Source organism: Pseudogemmobacter lacusdianii (assembly GCF_030848395.1).
Classification (GTDB): domain Bacteria; phylum Pseudomonadota; class Alphaproteobacteria; order Rhodobacterales; family Rhodobacteraceae; genus Pseudogemmobacter; species Pseudogemmobacter lacusdianii.
This window is the reverse complement of sequence record NZ_JAVDBT010000013.1, coordinates 112,945-128,870: the sequence shown is the minus strand read 5'-3', so window position 1 is coordinate 128,870 and position 15,926 is coordinate 112,945. Positions and strand designations below refer to the sequence as shown.

Genomic DNA, 15,926 nt, shown 5'->3' with positions numbered 1-15,926 from the left:
GGCCAGGAGATGCGACATGAAACTGCATGAACTTCGCGACAACGACGGCGCTGCCAAAAAGCAAAAGCGCGTTGCACGCGGCCCGGGCTCGGGCAAAGGTAAAACCGCTGGTCGCGGTATCAAAGGTCAGAAATCCCGTTCGGGTGTGGCCATTGGTGGTTACGAAGGCGGCCAAATGCCGCTCTACCGGCGTCTGCCCAAGCGCGGCTTCTCGAAGCCGAACCGTTTGGAATTCGCTGTTGTGAACCTGGGCCTGATCGAGAAATTCATCGAAGCTGGTCGTCTGGACGCATCGGTGGAAATCACCGAGGATATCCTGGTGGCTTCGGGTCTGACCAAAAGCAAGCACGACGGTATCCGCGTTCTTGCCAAAGGCGCGATCACCTCGAAAATCAACCTGACTGTGACCGGCGCATCGGCTTCGGCGATCGAAGCGATCGAAAAAGCTGGCGGCAAGATCACGGTTTCGGCAAAGGCAGAAGCCGCCGCTGAATAAGCGGGTTGTGAGCGGCTGGAAAGCCGCTTACACAAATGACGGTTTTCCAGCGCCGCCGGACCGGAAGACGGTTCCGGCGGCGTTGTCCATGAAAAGGGCAGCACATGGCATCCGCCGCAGAACAGATGGCAGCGAACCTCTCTTGGGGTGCGCTCGGCAAGGCGACCGATCTTCGTCAACGCATCTTCTTCACGATCGGCTTGCTGATCGTCTACCGCTTGGGCACCTATATCCCGGTGCCGGGGATCGACGGCACTGCCCTGCGCGAGTTCATGCAGAGCGCCGGCCAAGGTCTTGGCGGCATGCTCAACATGTTCACGGGCGGCGCGATCAGCCGGATGGGCATTTTTGCCCTTGGCATTATGCCCTATATCTCGGCCTCGATCATCGTGCAGCTTGTCGCCACGATGTATGGCCCTTGGCAGAACCTTCGCAAAGAAGGCGAGCAGGGCCGTAAGAAGTTAAGCCAATACACCCGCTACGGCACCGTGGCGCTGGCGATCTTCCAAGCCTACGGGATTGCTGTTTCGATCCAAGCCGGGGATCTCGCGCATGATCCGGGCTTCTTCTTCATCGCATCTTGCGTGATCACGCTGGTTGGCGGCACCATGTTCTTGATGTGGCTGGGTGAGCAGATCACCGCACGCGGCATCGGCAACGGTATCTCGCTGATCATCTTCGTCGGTATCGTCGCAGAGATTCCCGCCGCTTTGGCGCAATTCTTTGCGCAAGGCCGCTCGGGCGTGTTGTCGGCTCCGGTCATCATCGGGATCTTGGTCATGGTTATTGCCGTGATCACCTTCGTGGTGTTCATGGAGCGCGCTCTGCGCAAGATCCACATCCAATATCCCCGCCGTCAGGTGGGCATGAAGGTCTATGACGGCGGCTCGTCGCATCTGCCGATCAAGGTGAACCCCGCGGGCGTTATCCCGGCGATCTTCGCCTCGTCGATCCTTCTGCTGCCGGCCACCATTGGCACCTTCTCGGGCAATAACACCAATCCGGTGTTGTCTTGGATCAGCGCCTATCTTGGCAATGGCCAGCCGCTGCACATGCTTGTGCTGGCGATCCTGATTGCCTTCTTCAGCTATTTCTACACCTCGAACGTCTCGTTCAAGGTCGACGAGGTGGCCGAGAACCTGAAGAATCAGAACGGCTTCATTCCCGGCATCCGCCCGGGCAAGAAGACCGAGGACTATCTGAACTATGTTGTCGACCGCATCTTGGTGCTCGGTTCGGCCTATCTGGTGGCGGTCTGCTTGCTGCCAGAGGTTCTGATCGCGAATGTCGGCGTGCCTTTCTACTTCGGCGGCACTTCGGTTTTGATTGTGGTTTCGGTAACGATGGATACGATCAACCAAGTGCAATCGCACATGTTGGCCCATCAATACGAAGGGCTGATTGAGAAGAGCCAACTGCGCGGCAAACGTCGTAGCGGGGCAGCTAAGGCACCGGCAAGGCGTTGAGGGATATGACTGCTAAGAACATCATTCTGCTTGGGCCGCCCGGCGCAGGCAAAGGCACCCAAGCCAAACGACTGGAAGACACCCGCGGTATGGTTCAGCTCTCGACGGGCGACATGCTGCGGGCGGCCAAAACCTCCGGCACCGAGATGGGCAACAAAGTTGCCGCCATCATGGATGCGGGCCAGTTGGTCACCGATGAGATCGTGATCGGTCTGATCGCTGAGAAACTGGATCAAGGTTCGGAAGGGGGCTTCATCTTTGACGGCTTCCCCCGGACCTTGCCACAGGCTGATGCTTTGGCCGCGCTCTTGGCTGCCAAAGGTCAGGCGCTGGATGCCGTGATTGAGCTGGTGGTGGATGATGCGGCTTTGGTTGGCCGTATCGTGCGCCGCGCCGAAGAGGCTGCTGCTGCCGGTCAGCCGGTGCGCCGCGATGACAACCCCACCGTCTTTGCGGATCGTCTGCAAGAATACTACAAAAAGACCGCGCCGCTCTTGGGCTACTACTACGCCAAAGGCGGCCTGTCGCAGGTTGACGGCATGGCGGCGATGGATGCTGTTGCAGCCGAGATCGCGAAAGTTCTTGACAGCAAGTGAAACTCCTCCCGCTGCCCTTGACGGGCTGCGGGAATCCCCTTAATGCGCAATGTCTCGGCATGGAATCGCCCATGCCTTGGTTTCCCAGCGTTTGGGGAAGATCGTTGTTCGCGGCTTCGTCGTCGCGTGCAGTTGTGAAAAAAGGCTCTGGCGCTACGGAGTCGCAACCGGAAGGAAGGCACGCATGGCACGTATTGCTGGCGTTAACATCCCGACCCAGAAACGGGTCCCTATCTCTTTGCAGTATATCCACGGCATCGGCCCGCAAGCTGCTGGCCAGATCTGTGAAGCGCTGAACATCGACACCACCCGTCGCGTCAACCAGTTGACCGATGCTGAAGTGCTGGCGATCCGCGAATTCATCGACGCAAACTTCACCGTTGAAGGTGACCTGCGCCGTGAAGTCACCATGAACATCAAGCGTCTGATGGACCTCGGCTGCTACCGCGGCCTGCGTCACCGTAAGGGCCTCCCGGTCCGCGGTCAGCGCACCCACACCAACGCTCGCACCCGCAAAGGCCCCGCAAAGGCCATCGCTGGTAAGAAGAAGTAAGGGGAGCGCTAAGAATGGCACGTGATCCGAAAGCCGCTCGTGGCGGCAAACGTAAAGAGCGCAAAAACATCGCCTCGGGCGTTGCACATGTGAACTCTTCGTTCAACAACACCAAGATCCTGATCTCTGACGTTCAGGGCAACGCAATCTCCTGGTCGTCGGCTGGCACCATGGGCTTCAAGGGTTCGCGTAAATCGACCCCTTACGCTGCCCAGATGGCCGCTGAAGACGCTGGCCGTAAGGCTCAGGAACATGGCGTGAAGACGCTGGAAGTCGAAGTCCAAGGTCCGGGTTCGGGCCGCGAATCGGCGCTCCGCGCGCTGGCCGCTGTTGGCTTCAACATCACCTCGATCCGCGACGTGACGCCGCTGGCCCACAACGGCTGCCGTCCGCCGAAACGTCGCCGCGTCTAATCTGGCGAAACTACTGCCGGGCTGCGCTTTTCGCGCAGCCCGGTTTCTGCGTTTGAAAGACCCTCGGGCGCCCCTGTCCTTCGGACCATGGGACTGGCGGCAAGAATGGAGGCGACAGCATGATCCACAAGAACTGGCAAGAACTGATTAAGCCGACGACTTTGGTCGTTAAGCCGGGCGCTGATGCGTCCCGCGTGGCGACGGTCATCGCAGAGCCGCTGGAGCGTGGCTTTGGTCTGACGCTGGGCAACGCCCTGCGCCGGGTGCTGATGTCCTCGCTGCAAGGCGCTGCCATCACCTCGATCCAGATCGACAACGTCCTGCACGAGTTCTCCTCGGTGGCTGGTGTGCGTGAGGACGTCACCGACATCGTGCTGAACCTCAAAGGCGTCTCGATCAAAATGGAAGTCGAAGGGCCGAAGCGCCTCTCGATCTCGGCCAAAGGTCCGGGCGTTGTCACCGCGGGTGACATCTCCGAATCGAACGGCATCGAAGTTTTGAACAAAGAGCATGTCATCTGCCACCTCGACGATGGCGCCGATGTGTTCATGGAACTGACCGTTGCCACCGGCAAAGGCTATGTTTCGGCCGATAAGAACCGCCCCGAGGATGCGCCGATCGGTCTGATCCCGATCGATGCGATCTACTCGCCGGTGAAAAAAGTCAGCTACGAAGTGCAGCCGACCCGTGAGGGCCAAGTGCTGGACTATGACAAGCTGACGATGAAAGTCGAAACCGACGGCTCGCTGACGCCGGATGACGCGGTGGCTTACGCTGCGCGCATTCTGCAAGACCAACTCTCGATCTTCGTCAACTTCGAAGAGCCCGAGCAAGCTGGCAAGCAAGAGCTGGACGCTGGCCTCGAGTTCAACCCGCTTCTGCTGAAGAAAGTGGACGAGCTGGAACTGTCGGTGCGTTCGGCCAACTGCCTGAAGAACGACAACATCGTCTATATCGGCGACCTGATCCAGAAAACCGAAGCCGAGATGCTCCGCACCCCGAACTTCGGTCGCAAGTCGCTGAACGAGATCAAAGAAGTGCTCTCGGGCATGGGTCTGCACCTTGGCATGGATGTCGAGGACTGGCCGCCGGAGAACATCGAAGATCTGGCCAAGCGCTTCGAAGACCAATTCTAAGCGATTAGGTCTTGAGACTTTCGGGGCAGGGCGATAGCTCTGCCCCGGCAAATGCCCGGGTAGACCGGGGAAGAATGGCGATACGCCCAAGGTGAGTGGGGCCGAACGTAGGCTCTGCCGGACAAAGCAAAACGAAGTTAGGAGCTAAAACATGCGTCACTCCAGTGGCTACCGTAAACTGAACCGCACCCATGAGCACCGCAAGGCACTCTGGGCGAACATGGCTGGCTCGTTGATCGAGCATGAGCAGATCAAAACCACTCTGCCGAAAGCCAAAGAACTCCGTCCGATCGTTGAGAAACTGATCACCTTGGCCAAGCGCGGCGACCTGCACGCCCGCCGTCAAGCTGACGCTCAGCTGAAACAAGACAAGCACGTTGCCCGTCTCTTTGAGATCCTCGGCCCGCGCTACAAGGACCGTCAGGGTGGCTACGTCCGCATCCTGAAAGCCGGTTTCCGTTATGGCGATATGGCTCCGATGGCGATCATCGAGTTCGTTGACCGTGATCCGGCGGCCAAAGGTGCTGCAGATCTGGCACGCTTGGAAGCCGCCGAGGATTGATCCTTTACTCTTAAGGATCCCGCGTTAGAAAAGGCCCACCGACAGGTGGGCCTTTTTGTTTGCAGTGCCTAAAATCTGATCGATTGGCGCAACCCGTTGGGATTATTTTTCTTTATCTCTTGAAGTTGGCTCTATGAGCCGCAAGATCAATCAGCGGTAGAATCGGTATTGTCCGATCAGAGGTTTCATGTCGGAACGTAAGGTCTTGGCTGTACTGCTGGATCGGCTCGATAGCTTAGCCCCGATGGGCTACAACGTCGGGCTGCACATCCGCTTTGCCACACCTATGATCTACAAAAGCTCATACCCCGAGGCTTGGGTCGAATATTACAACGCCCATTCCTACTATCTCCGTGACCCTTTGGTCTTCTGGGGGGTGGGCGTTGAAGGGACGACGCGCTGGAGCGCGATCCCGCTGCCGGATCCGTTCGGCGTGATGAAAAAGGCTGCTGCGCATGGGCTCAACTATGGCGCGGTGTCCTCCTACGGTCCGATCACCTCGCGCTCTATCGTTGGCGTGTCGCGTTCCGACCGTGAGTTCAGTGACGCCGAATTGGCCGAGTTGAAAGAAATAACGATCCGATTGCACATCGAAGCGAAGCCGTCCTCGGACTTGACCCGAGCACAGATCGAAGCGTTGCAATACGTTGCAAATGGGGACCGAAACTCGTCCGCAGCAGTAAGACTTGGCATTACGGAAAGCGCCTTCAAGGCGCGGCTCAACTCAGCGCGCTACAAGCGTGAAGCGCGTTCGACGACAGATGCCGATAAAAAAGCCCGAGACTACCGCCCGCTGTGACCCTACGAGTGTCGGTCCCTTCACACAGGTTCTGCCAGGGCCCAAGAAGGAGAAGACCAATGGAGGCAACCACACTTTCGTTTGAAAACCTGCACAATCACGGGCAGCTTTTCGCGAATATGTTCCGAGCAAGGCACCGGACATTCATTCAGCACAATAAGTGGGACTTGCCACAGGCCAATGGTATGGAGTTCGACCAGTATGACACGCCGGCCAGCCGGTGGGTCGCGGTGCATGAGGGCGGTGAGGTCAAGGCCGGCGTGCGTTTGACGCCCACGACGCATCGCTGTGGCATCTACAGCTATATGATCCGTGATGCACAGTTGGGCCTTTTGGAGACGATCCCGAAGGATCTGCTTAGCTTTGAAGCGCCCGTAGACCCCTATATCTGGGAATCGAGCCGGGTGTTTGTATCCGATGACGTGCCCGCGGATGAACGGCTGCGCGTGCAGATGCAGTTGATCCGCGAGATGGTGATTTCGGCCCGCAATCTGGGTGCGACCTCGCTTTTGGGCATCATCCCCGAGCATAGCCCGCGTTTGGCGCGCCGCGTCGGTCTGGACTGTGTGCCAGTGGGTCCGGTGATGGACACCGGCGGCATGCGCTCGGTCTGCGTGTCGATCTCGATGGCGACGCGTCTGCACTAACGATTTGATCTTCTTCTGGGCTCTCCCTCGACGGAGAGCCCGCCCTGATCGCGGTGGGTGGCTTGCACGCCGCTAACCAATGTCACGGTGGCCTGCCCGCCGTTTGGCCGCTTCCCCATTCTGCGCCGCCGCCTTAGACTGGCAACATGGCCGACCTTTTTGACACCTCCACCCGTGATCCCAATGCCGCTGCTGCCGGGCCTCGCCCTTTGGCGGACCGCCTGCGACCGCGCCGCCTGTCTGAGGTGATCGGCCAAAGCCATGTGCTCTCGCCCGAAGGGCCTTTGGGGGCCATGCTGGCGGCGAAGTCCTTATCCTCGCTCATCCTCTGGGGGCCACCCGGGGTCGGCAAGACCACGATCGCCCGGCTCTTGGCAGCCGAGACCGATCTCGCCTTCGTGCAAATCTCGGCAATCTTCACTGGGGTGCCGGACCTGAAGAAGGTCTTCGAGTCCGCCCGCATCCGACGCCAGAACGGGCAGGGGACGCTTCTTTTCGTCGATGAGATTCACCGTTTCAATAAAGCCCAGCAGGACGGCTTCTTGCCGCATATGGAGGATGGCACCATTCTCCTTGTCGGCGCGACCACCGAAAACCCCAGCTTTGAGCTGAACGCGGCTCTCCTCAGCCGCGCGCAGGTGATCATCCTTGAGCGGCTCTCGCTTGTGGATCTTGAGCTTATGGCGCAGCGGGCCGAGAAAGAGCTGGGCCGTGCCTTGCCGTTGAAGGGCGAGGCGCGCGAGGCAATGCTTGAGATGGCCGACGGCGATGGCCGCGCGCTTTTGAACCTGATTGAGCAAGCGGCCGCTTGGAAGACCGACCATCCGCTTAGCCGTGATGAGCTGTCAAAACGCCTGATGCGCCGCGCCGCGCGTTACGACAAATCGGGGGATGAGCATTATAACCTCATCTCTGCCTTGCATAAATCCGTGCGCGGTTCAGACCCCGATGCCGCCCTTTACTGGTTCTGCCGCATGCTGGAAGGCGGAGAGGATCCGCGCTTTCTTGCCCGCCGCCTGACCCGCATGGCGGTTGAGGATATCGGCCTCGCCGATCCGCAAGCGCATGATGTTTGTTTGGCGTGCTGGCAGACCTATGAGCGACTTGGCTCTCCAGAAGGGGAACTGGCTTTGGCCAATGCGGTGGTTTATTTGGCTTTGGCCCCCAAATCCAATGGCGTCTATGTCGCCTATAAAGCCGCCCGCGCCGCCGCGCGTGAGACCGGCAGCCAGATGCCGCCGCGCCACATCCTAAACGCGCCAACGCGCCTGATGAAGGATGTCGGCTATGGTGCGGGCTATGCCTATGATCATGATGCCGAGGATGGCTTCTCGGGCCAAGATTACTTCCCTGAAGGCATGAAGCGCCCCGTGTTCTACGCCCCGCCCGAACGCGGGTTCGAGCGGGAACTGCGCAAAAGGGTCGATTATTTTGCCAAGTTGCGGGTCAAGCGGCAGGGGGGCTAATCCCTGTCGCGGTGGTTTTCTTGACCGCCGCCCCGCTTCATGGCATCGCGCCCCCAGCAAGGAGGCCCCATGCTCGACGATCTCGACGACATCCACCCGCTGTTTCACGGCGCTCCCGCCTCGACCGAGTTCAAAAAGCTGCGCAAGCGGCTGGTGCAGAACGTGCGCGAGGCGATTGAGACTTACGGCATGGTCAAGCCCGGCGACCGCTGGCTGGTCTGCCTTTCGGGCGGCAAGGACAGCTATACCTTGCTGGCTGTCCTGACCGAGCTGAAATGGCGTGGGCTTCTGCCGGTTGATCTTTTGGCCTGCAACCTTGACCAAGGCCAGCCCGGCTTCCCGGCGACGGTGCTCCCTGAGTTCCTCACCCGGATGGGGGTGGAGCATCGCATCGAATATCAAGACACTTATTCGGTGGTGACCTCGAAGATCAAACCGGGTGGCACGATGTGCAGCCTGTGTTCGCGGTTGCGGCGCGGCAATCTTTACCGGATTGCGCGCGAAGAGGGGTGCTCGACCGTGGTTTTGGGCCATCACCGTGATGATATTCTTGAGACTTTCTTCATGAATCTCTTCCACGGTGGCCGTCTGGCCTCGATGCCGCCGAAATTGGTGAATGAAGAGGGGGATCTGTTCCTCTGCCGACCTTTGGCCTTTGTGGCCGAGGCGGATTGCGACCGTTTTGCCCGGGCGATGAACTATCCGATCATCCCATGCGATCTTTGCGGCAGCCAAGAGGGGTTGCAGCGCGCGCAGGTCAAATCGCTCATTGATGAGTGGGAAAAGCGCAGCCCCGGCCGGCGGCAAGTGATGTTCCGCGCCCTGATGAATGTGCGCCCCTCGCACCTTGCCGACCCCAGCCTTTTCGACTTTGCGCAGCTCATGCTGGGTGGCGCAGGGCCGAAATCCGATCAGCTTAATGAAAATCCTAAGCAATTAATTCTGCCGGATTAACGAAGACGGTAAACCTTTGCGCCTCTAATGGGCCCGACAGCTGCGGGCAAACGCCCGCGGCATCGGAAAAGGATTGCCCATGCTGCGGCCCACGGCCCTTTCATTTCCCCTGCGGCTGATGCGCCTTTTGGCTTGGGTGCGCCGTCCGGAATTCTTGGTATTCCTGCCCGCGATCACTCTGGCTGGCTTCTGGCTTGGCGGGGAAAGCGTGCTGTTGTTGCTGGCCCTTGGCTTGCCTTTGATGTTCGCCCTGACCGCGCAGGCGGACCGAGATTGGCGGGAGGAGAGTTGGGCCAAACAGGATGGTGGCGAGGGGCCAAGCCTGCGCCGCGCGCTGGCAATGCTCGACGGCTTTTTGCCGCAACTGAACGAAACGGGGCAACACAGCGCCTGTTTGGTGGTGCAGTTTGACGGTTGGGAGCAACTCCTTGAACGTCACGGTCGCTCGGCCTGTGCTGACGTGCTTGCGCGCACGCAGGACCGACTGGCCGGGGCTTTGCGCCGGGGGGATTTGGTCGCGCCTTTGCAGGGCGAAGGTTTTGCTATCATCTTGGCGCCGGTCAAGCGGCTGGACCTTGAGGCCTTGGTGCAACTTTGTGGTCGCCTACAAGAGGCGATCTCTGCCCCCATCTCGCTTGGTGCGACACAGATCTATGTCACGGCATCAATTGGCTTTTGTATCGCTGGCCGCTCGGCCGAGATGACCGGCCCCTCGCTGCTTGAGGCTGCACAACTCGCGGCGGATGAGGCGGGCCGCCAAGGCGGCGGTGCGATCCGCGCTTATGCACCAGAAATGGCCAGCCAATTGGCCATGCGTGATGCGATGCGTGACCAGATCGAAGCGGCCTTCGATAACGATGAGATCCGACCGCAGTTTCAGCCGCAGATATGTACGGATACGGGCAAGATTTCGGGCATGGAGGCATTGGCGCGCTGGCACCACCCCGAGCGTGGCTGTCTTGCCCCGGCCGAATTTCTGCCCGCTGTCGAAAGCTGCCATCTGACGGAGCGCTTAGGTGAGGTGATGCTGTTTCACGCGCTTTCAGCTTTGGCAGAATGGGACCGACGTAGCCTTCGGGTGCCCTGCGTCTCGGTCAACTTCGCAGCTTCCGAATTGCGCAACCCGCGCCTGCCTGATCGTCTCAAGTGGGAGTTGGACCGCTTTGAGCTGACAGCCGACCGGTTGACCATTGAGATTCTCGAGACGGTCATCGCTGGCTCGGCGCAGGACGTCGTGGTTGCCAATATTGCGGCTTTGGCGGCAATGGGCTGTGGCATTGACCTGGATGATTTTGGCACTGGCCATGCCTCGATCACCACGATCCGGCGCTTTGCCGTCCGAAGGCTGAAGATTGATCGCAGCTTTGTCACAAAGGTGGATCAGGACCGGGAACAGCAAAAAATGGTGGCGGCGATCCTTTCTTTGGCCGAGCGTTTGGGGCTGCAAACACTTGCCGAAGGGGTCGAGACCGCGCCCGAGCATGCCATGCTGGCGCAGCTTGGTTGCGGCCATGTTCAAGGCTATGCCGTAGCGCGTCCAATGCCCTTGGACGAAGTGACAGCTTGGATCGCGCGCCACAATGCCCGCCCCGGTCAAATTCCTAAAATTGGGGTGCGCAGCCCGCGCTAGACGCAATGGACTGCGCGGCAGTTGCGCCTGAGGGCAAAGCTGCGGTGATGAGCGGCCAAAAGCTGCAGGTTTTGACGCTCCGACCCCAAGGGCATATGGCCTTAAGCGGCGAAACCACTTGACCTTTGCCGCCCCCTTCTGTTCAAGCACCGCTGATCCTTTCTGGAATTCGGTGGACTTGATGGACGGTCAAAACAACAAGAACCTCATCCTTGCTATGGTGCTCAGCATGCTGGTCATCTCGGTTTGGATGGTCCTGTTCCCACCGCCAGAGCCTGCGCCCGCACCCACAACGCCGGTCACGGCCGAAGGGCAGGCGGCGTTGCCGCCCGCCGTTGGCACAGTTGCGACTGGGGCCGAGCCTGCTGAGAGCGCGAACCTGCCCGAAGCCGCGCGGCTCGCGATTGACACCGATGAGCTGGATGGCTCGATCAACATGCGCGGCGCGCGCTTTGATGATCTGCGCTTGAAGCAGTATCATGAGACCATCGAGCCGGGCTCGCCCGATGTGACGCTGTTGTCGCCGGCGGGTCAGAATGATGCATTCTATGCCATTTACGGCTGGGCCCCCGGCCCGGGCCTGTCTCAGGGCGATGTCCCCGGTCCGAATACCGAATGGCAGATCAATGGCACCGCTCCGCTGCGCACCGACAGCCCGGTGTCGCTGAGCTGGGACAATGGCAAGGGCCTGACCTTCACCCGCCAGATCGCGGTCGATGACAAATTCATGTTCACCGTTACCGATGCCGTGACCAATGCCAGCGGCGCGCCGGTGACACTGCAACCCTATGGCCAGATCCGCCGTCATGGCGTGCCGAATGATCTGCGCAACTTCTTCATCTTGCATGAAGGTGTGGTTGGCCGCGCCGATGGCGTGCTCTCCGAACTCGACTACAGCGATCTTGAGGAATTCCCGATCATTGCCGAGGAAAACTCGGCTGCGGAGAAAATCGAGGCGACCGTTGATGGTTGGCTGGGCTTCACCGACCATTACTGGATGGCGGTGCAGGTGCCCGAGCAGGGCAAAGCCCACACCCAAGTGGTGAAATATGCCGCCGCGCAAAACGTTTACCAAACCGAGATTCGCCAGCCGGTGATGACGGTTGCCGCAGGTGCCACGGCTGAAACCAGCTCGCGCTTCTTTGCGGGTGCTAAAGAATGGGCGACGATTCGCGCCTATGAGAATCAGCCCGGTTTCCTTGATCGTGCCTTTGGCACTGAGCAAACGGCTGCCGCGCCGATCCCGGGCTTCATTGAATCGATCGACTGGGGCTGGTTCGCCTTCCTCACGAAGCCGATCTTCGCGATGCTGCACTGGTTGCATGGGCTGATCGGCAATATGGGTCTGGCGATCATCGCGCTGACTTTCGTGCTGAAGCTGATCGTGCTGCCGCTGTCGTACAAATCCTATGTCTCGATGGCGCGCATGAAAGAGTTGCAGCCCGAGATGGAGGCGATCAAAGAGCGCGCCGGAGACGACCGCCAAAAGCTGCAAAAAGAGATGATGCAGCTGTATCGCGACAAGAAGGTCAATCCGGCGGCCGGCTGTCTGCCGATCCTGATCCAGATCCCGATCTTCTTCAGCCTTTACAAGGTTATCTTCGTCACGCTCGAACTGCGCCACGCGCCGTTCTTCGGCTGGCTGAATGACCTTGCAGCGCCCGATGCCTCGTCGCTTTACAACTTCTTTGGCCTTTTGCCTTGGGATGCCCCGGTTACCGGCTCGCTCACCCATATGATCTTCATTGGTGTGCTGCCGATCCTTCTGGGTATCACCATGTGGCTGCAGCAAAAGCTGAACCCGGCGCCCACCGATCCGGTGCAGCAACAAGTGTTCGCTTGGATGCCTTGGGTCTTCATGTTCATGCTGGGCGGTTTCGCTTCGGGTCTGGTCGTCTACTGGATCACCAACAACGTGATCACCTTCACGCAGCAATATTTGATCATGTGGAGCCACGGAAAACGGCCCGACATCTTCGATAACATCCGCTCGGCCAAAAAGGCCAAAGCGGAGGCGAAGGCCGCGAACCTGCCCGTTAAACCCACGGGTTCGGCGAAAAAGGGGAAGAAATGACGGCCCAAACGGCCCATATTTTCCGCCATCCGATCAAGGCTCACGGACGCGAGGAACTCGCGTCCGTTGTGCTTTCGGCGGGTGGGCCAATGCCGCTTGATCGGCATTGGGCGGTGGCGCATGAGTTGTCGAAATTCGACCCCGCAGCGCCTGCATGGACGCCCTGCGGCCATTTTCAGCGCGGCGCGCGCACCACGGCGGTGATGGCGATCACCTCGCGCTATGATGAGGCGACGGGGCTGATGCAGGTTCAGCACCCCGAACTGCCGGATCTGACCTTTTCGCCCGCGACCGAAGGCCCGAAGTTCATCGAATGGCTGGCGCCGATCAGCCCGACCGAGCGCTTCCGCCCCACGGCTTTGGTCTCGGCACCCGGTCATGCGATGACCGACACCGATTACCCTTCGGTGTCGCTGATGAACCTGGCCTCCAACGCCGATCTGGGGCGCTATATGGGGATGGAGCTCTCCATCCACCGCTGGCGCGCCAATTTCTGGCTCGAAGGTCTCGCGCCTTGGGCGGAAATGTCGTGGATCGGCAAGCGCTTGCGGATGGGTGAGGCGCTCTTGGAGGTTCGCGAATTGGTGCCACGCTGCCGCTCGACCACGGCAGATCCCGCCACCGGGCGCGTTGAGGGCGATACGCTCGACGCGCTGCGCAAACATATAGGCCAGCAGGACTTCGGCGTGATCGCCGTGGTGCTGGAAGGCGGCGCGATCACGCGCGGCTCAAACGTCGAGGTGCTGTCATGACGATGAATTTCACTCTGGTGCCCGAGCCCACCGATGAAGACCGCGAGACCGGGCGGCTTCTGTTCGCCGGTCCCGTGGATTTCGTCAAAGGCGTCGTCAAGATGGAGGGGCTGCCGCCGGCAGACCGTGTCGAGATCTGCTTTGCCGGGCGTTCAAACGTGGGTAAATCTAGTCTGATCAATGCCTTGACCGGCCGTAAAAACTTGGCCCGCGCTTCGAACACCCCGGGCCGGACCCAAGAGATCAACTATTTTGCCGTGGGCGAAAAAGCCTTCCTCGTTGACCTTCCGGGCTATGGCTTTGCCGAAGCCCCGGTGGCCGTTGTGCGTCAATGGCAGGCTTTGCTGAAGCAATATCTGCAAGGCCGCTCGACCCTGCGCCGCGCTTTCGTGTTGATCGACAGCCGCCACGGTGCCAAGCCCGTCGATGAAGAGATCATGTCGCTCTTGGACCGCGCTGCCGTGACCTTCCAGGTGGTGATGACCAAGTCTGATAAGATCAGTGCGGCGGTGCTTGAGGCGAATATCGCTCAAGTGATGGGCGTGCTGCAAAAACACCCGGCGGCCTATCCTGAGCTCGTGGTCACCAGCTCTGAGAAAGGCGTGGGGCTTGAGACCCTGCGCGCGATCATCGCGACGCTGAAATAGCGGAAAGCTGTGGGGCAGGGCCGCTTCGCTCTGGCCCCGGCGCGGTCCTTGCGGCAATATCGCGCGGCAAGGAGCCGCCATGCCTGCTGACACTGCTTCATCCTCGCCGCTTTCGCCGCTGCGGCACCCTAGCTTTCGGCTGATCTGGACCGCAACGCTGGTCGCCAATCTTGGCTCATTGATTCAAGGGGTTGGCGCGGCTTGGAAGATGGCCGAGCTGTCGCCCTCGGCCTCGATGGTGGCCTTGGTGCAGGCCTCGACCACCTTGCCGATCATGGTGCTGGCGGTGGCGGCGGGGGCGATCGCCGACAATTTCGATCGCCGCCGCGTGATGCTGGTCGCGCAAGCCTTCATGTTCATCATCTCGGCGGCGCTGGCGGTGGCGGCTTGGATGGACCTGCTCGGCCCTTGGACGCTGTTGTGCTTCACCTTCCTATTGGGGCTAGGCGCGGCGCTGCATCTGCCCTCATGGCAGGCCTCGATGCGCGATCTGGTCCCGCGTGAGGATCTGCCCGCGGCCATTACCCTTAATTCGATGAGCTTCAACCTGATGCGCTCGGTCGGGCCGGCTTTGGGCGGGCTGATTGTGGCCAGCATGGGGGCGGCAGTGGCCTTCGGGCTGAATGCGATCAGCTATTTGGCCGTGATCTATGCGCTTTATCATTGGCAAAGCCCGATTGAAGAGCGCAGCCTTCCGGCTGAAAAACTGGGTCGCGCGATCTTTTCCGGGCTGCGCTACGTCAGCCTATCGCCGAACCTCTCGCGGGTGATGCTGCGGGCCTTCGTCTTCGGTATTGCGGCGGTGGCGGTGATGGCGCTGCTGCCCTTGGTCGCGCGCGACCAAGTGGACGGCGGCGCGATCACCTTTGGCACCATGTTGGGCCTTTTCGGCTTTGGTGCGATTTTTGGAGCGTTTTTCAGCGGCTTACTGCGCCGCAAGGTGAGCATCGAGACCATCGTCGCGGGCGGCTTTCTCAGCTTTGCGCTTGGCAGCGTGGCCCTGTCCATGGCCCATTCGGTTCTAACAGCGGTGCCGGGGCTGATGATTTGCGGCGCGGCTTGGGTGCTCACGCTGTCGAATTTCAACGTCTCTACCCAGCTCGCAACGCCGCGTTGGGTGGTGGGGCGCGCCTTAGCGATCTACCAGACGATGGCCTTTGGCGGCATGGCTTTGGGCGCTTGGGCTTGGGGCTTTGTCGCCGATCACGTCTCGATTCAGGCGGCGCTGATTGGTTCTGCTGTGCTGTTGGTTTTGGGGGCGGCGCTGGGGATTATCCGGCCTATGCCGGATCTGAATGACGTAAATCTAGACCCGGCCAATCGCTTCAACACACCCGCCTTGCGGCTGGACCTGAAGGCCAACTCGGGGCCGATTATGGTCATGATAGATTGGGATATTCCGGCCGAGCACACCAACGCCTTCCTGCGCTTGATGTCTGAGCTGAGGGCGATCCGGCGGCGGGATGGCGCGCGGCAATGGGCCTTGCTGCGTGATCTGGAAAAGCCCGACATCTGGGTCGAAAGCTATCACGTTGCGACATGGACCGAATACTTGCGGCACAATCAGCGGCGCACCGCGACGGATGCGCTGAATTTCGACCAGATGCTGGCGCTGCACCGTGGCCCCGATAGGCCGCAGGTGCACCGGATGATCGAGCGGCAGACCGTGCCGCTGACCGATGATCTGCCGCTTTTGCCGAAAGATGATCCGCAGATTCCCTAAGCGAGCCGGAAG

16 protein-coding genes are annotated in these 15,926 nt (G+C 60.2%); all 16 read left to right on the top strand.

All coding sequences use genetic code 11. The features are described from left to right. The first annotated feature begins 16 nt into the window (after positions 1-16). Entirely contained in the window at positions 17-496 is a 480-nt protein-coding gene (rplO, locus tag Q9295_RS14070; RefSeq protein WP_306681204.1) for a 50S ribosomal protein L15, read from the top strand. A gap of 104 nt (positions 497-600) precedes the next feature. Next, entirely contained in the window at positions 601-1,962 is a 1,362-nt protein-coding gene (gene secY, locus Q9295_RS14065) for a preprotein translocase subunit SecY (protein WP_306681203.1), read from the top strand. 5 nt (positions 1,963-1,967) lie between these two features. After that, on the top strand, positions 1,968-2,558 hold the full coding sequence (locus Q9295_RS14060; protein ID WP_306681202.1) for an adenylate kinase: 591 nt from the start codon (positions 1,968-1,970) through the stop codon (positions 2,556-2,558). 184 nt (positions 2,559-2,742) lie between these two features. Beyond that, the gene (gene rpsM / locus Q9295_RS14055; RefSeq protein ID WP_306681201.1) at positions 2,743-3,111 is read left to right on the top strand and encodes a 30S ribosomal protein S13; all 369 of its coding nucleotides are present in this window, start codon (positions 2,743-2,745) and stop codon (positions 3,109-3,111) included. A gap of 14 nt (positions 3,112-3,125) precedes the next feature. Next, on the top strand, positions 3,126-3,524 hold the full coding sequence (rpsK, locus tag Q9295_RS14050) for a 30S ribosomal protein S11 (RefSeq protein WP_306681200.1): 399 nt from the start codon (positions 3,126-3,128) through the stop codon (positions 3,522-3,524). Between the two features lie 119 nt (positions 3,525-3,643). Further along, entirely contained in the window at positions 3,644-4,660 is a 1,017-nt protein-coding gene (locus tag Q9295_RS14045; RefSeq protein WP_306681199.1) for a DNA-directed RNA polymerase subunit alpha, read from the top strand. A gap of 151 nt (positions 4,661-4,811) precedes the next feature. After that, the gene (gene rplQ / locus Q9295_RS14040; protein WP_306681198.1) at positions 4,812-5,222 is read left to right on the top strand and encodes a 50S ribosomal protein L17; all 411 of its coding nucleotides are present in this window, start codon (positions 4,812-4,814) and stop codon (positions 5,220-5,222) included. Positions 5,223-5,409: 187 nt separating this feature from the next. After that, on the top strand, positions 5,410-6,021 hold the full coding sequence (locus Q9295_RS14035; RefSeq protein ID WP_306681197.1) for a helix-turn-helix transcriptional regulator: 612 nt from the start codon (positions 5,410-5,412) through the stop codon (positions 6,019-6,021). A gap of 59 nt (positions 6,022-6,080) precedes the next feature. After that, the gene (locus Q9295_RS14030; RefSeq protein WP_306681196.1) at positions 6,081-6,668 is read left to right on the top strand and encodes an acyl-homoserine-lactone synthase; all 588 of its coding nucleotides are present in this window, start codon (positions 6,081-6,083) and stop codon (positions 6,666-6,668) included. A gap of 146 nt (positions 6,669-6,814) precedes the next feature. After that, complete coding sequence (locus Q9295_RS14025) at positions 6,815-8,134, top strand: replication-associated recombination protein A (protein ID WP_306681195.1); 1,320 nt, start codon at positions 6,815-6,817, stop codon at positions 8,132-8,134. Between the two features lie 69 nt (positions 8,135-8,203). After that, positions 8,204-9,088: a tRNA 2-thiocytidine(32) synthetase TtcA gene (ttcA, locus tag Q9295_RS14020; RefSeq protein WP_306681194.1), complete on the top strand. Its 885-nt coding sequence runs from the start codon at positions 8,204-8,206 to the stop codon at positions 9,086-9,088. Positions 9,089-9,167: 79 nt separating this feature from the next. Beyond that, positions 9,168-10,718, top strand: a complete 1,551-nt coding sequence (locus Q9295_RS14015) for a putative bifunctional diguanylate cyclase/phosphodiesterase (RefSeq protein WP_306681193.1) — start codon at positions 9,168-9,170, stop codon at positions 10,716-10,718. 181 nt (positions 10,719-10,899) lie between these two features. Next, the gene (gene yidC, locus Q9295_RS14010; RefSeq protein WP_306681192.1) at positions 10,900-12,792 is read left to right on the top strand and encodes a membrane protein insertase YidC; all 1,893 of its coding nucleotides are present in this window, start codon (positions 10,900-10,902) and stop codon (positions 12,790-12,792) included. After that, positions 12,789-13,544 carry an MOSC domain-containing protein gene (locus Q9295_RS14005; protein ID WP_306681191.1) on the top strand — a complete coding sequence of 252 codons (756 nt, stop codon included), beginning with the start codon at positions 12,789-12,791 and terminating at the stop codon, positions 13,542-13,544. Before yidC ends, Q9295_RS14005 begins: the two co-directional genes overlap by 4 nt. Beyond that, positions 13,541-14,191, top strand: a complete 651-nt coding sequence (gene yihA / locus Q9295_RS14000; RefSeq protein WP_306681190.1) for a ribosome biogenesis GTP-binding protein YihA/YsxC — start codon at positions 13,541-13,543, stop codon at positions 14,189-14,191. The genes Q9295_RS14005 and yihA overlap by 4 nt, the downstream gene beginning before the upstream one ends. Positions 14,192-14,270: 79 nt before the next feature. Further along, positions 14,271-15,914 (top strand): MFS transporter, encoded by a 1,644-nt coding sequence (locus Q9295_RS13995; RefSeq protein ID WP_306681189.1) that lies wholly within the window; start codon positions 14,271-14,273, stop codon positions 15,912-15,914. Positions 15,915-15,926 lie beyond the last annotated feature (12 nt).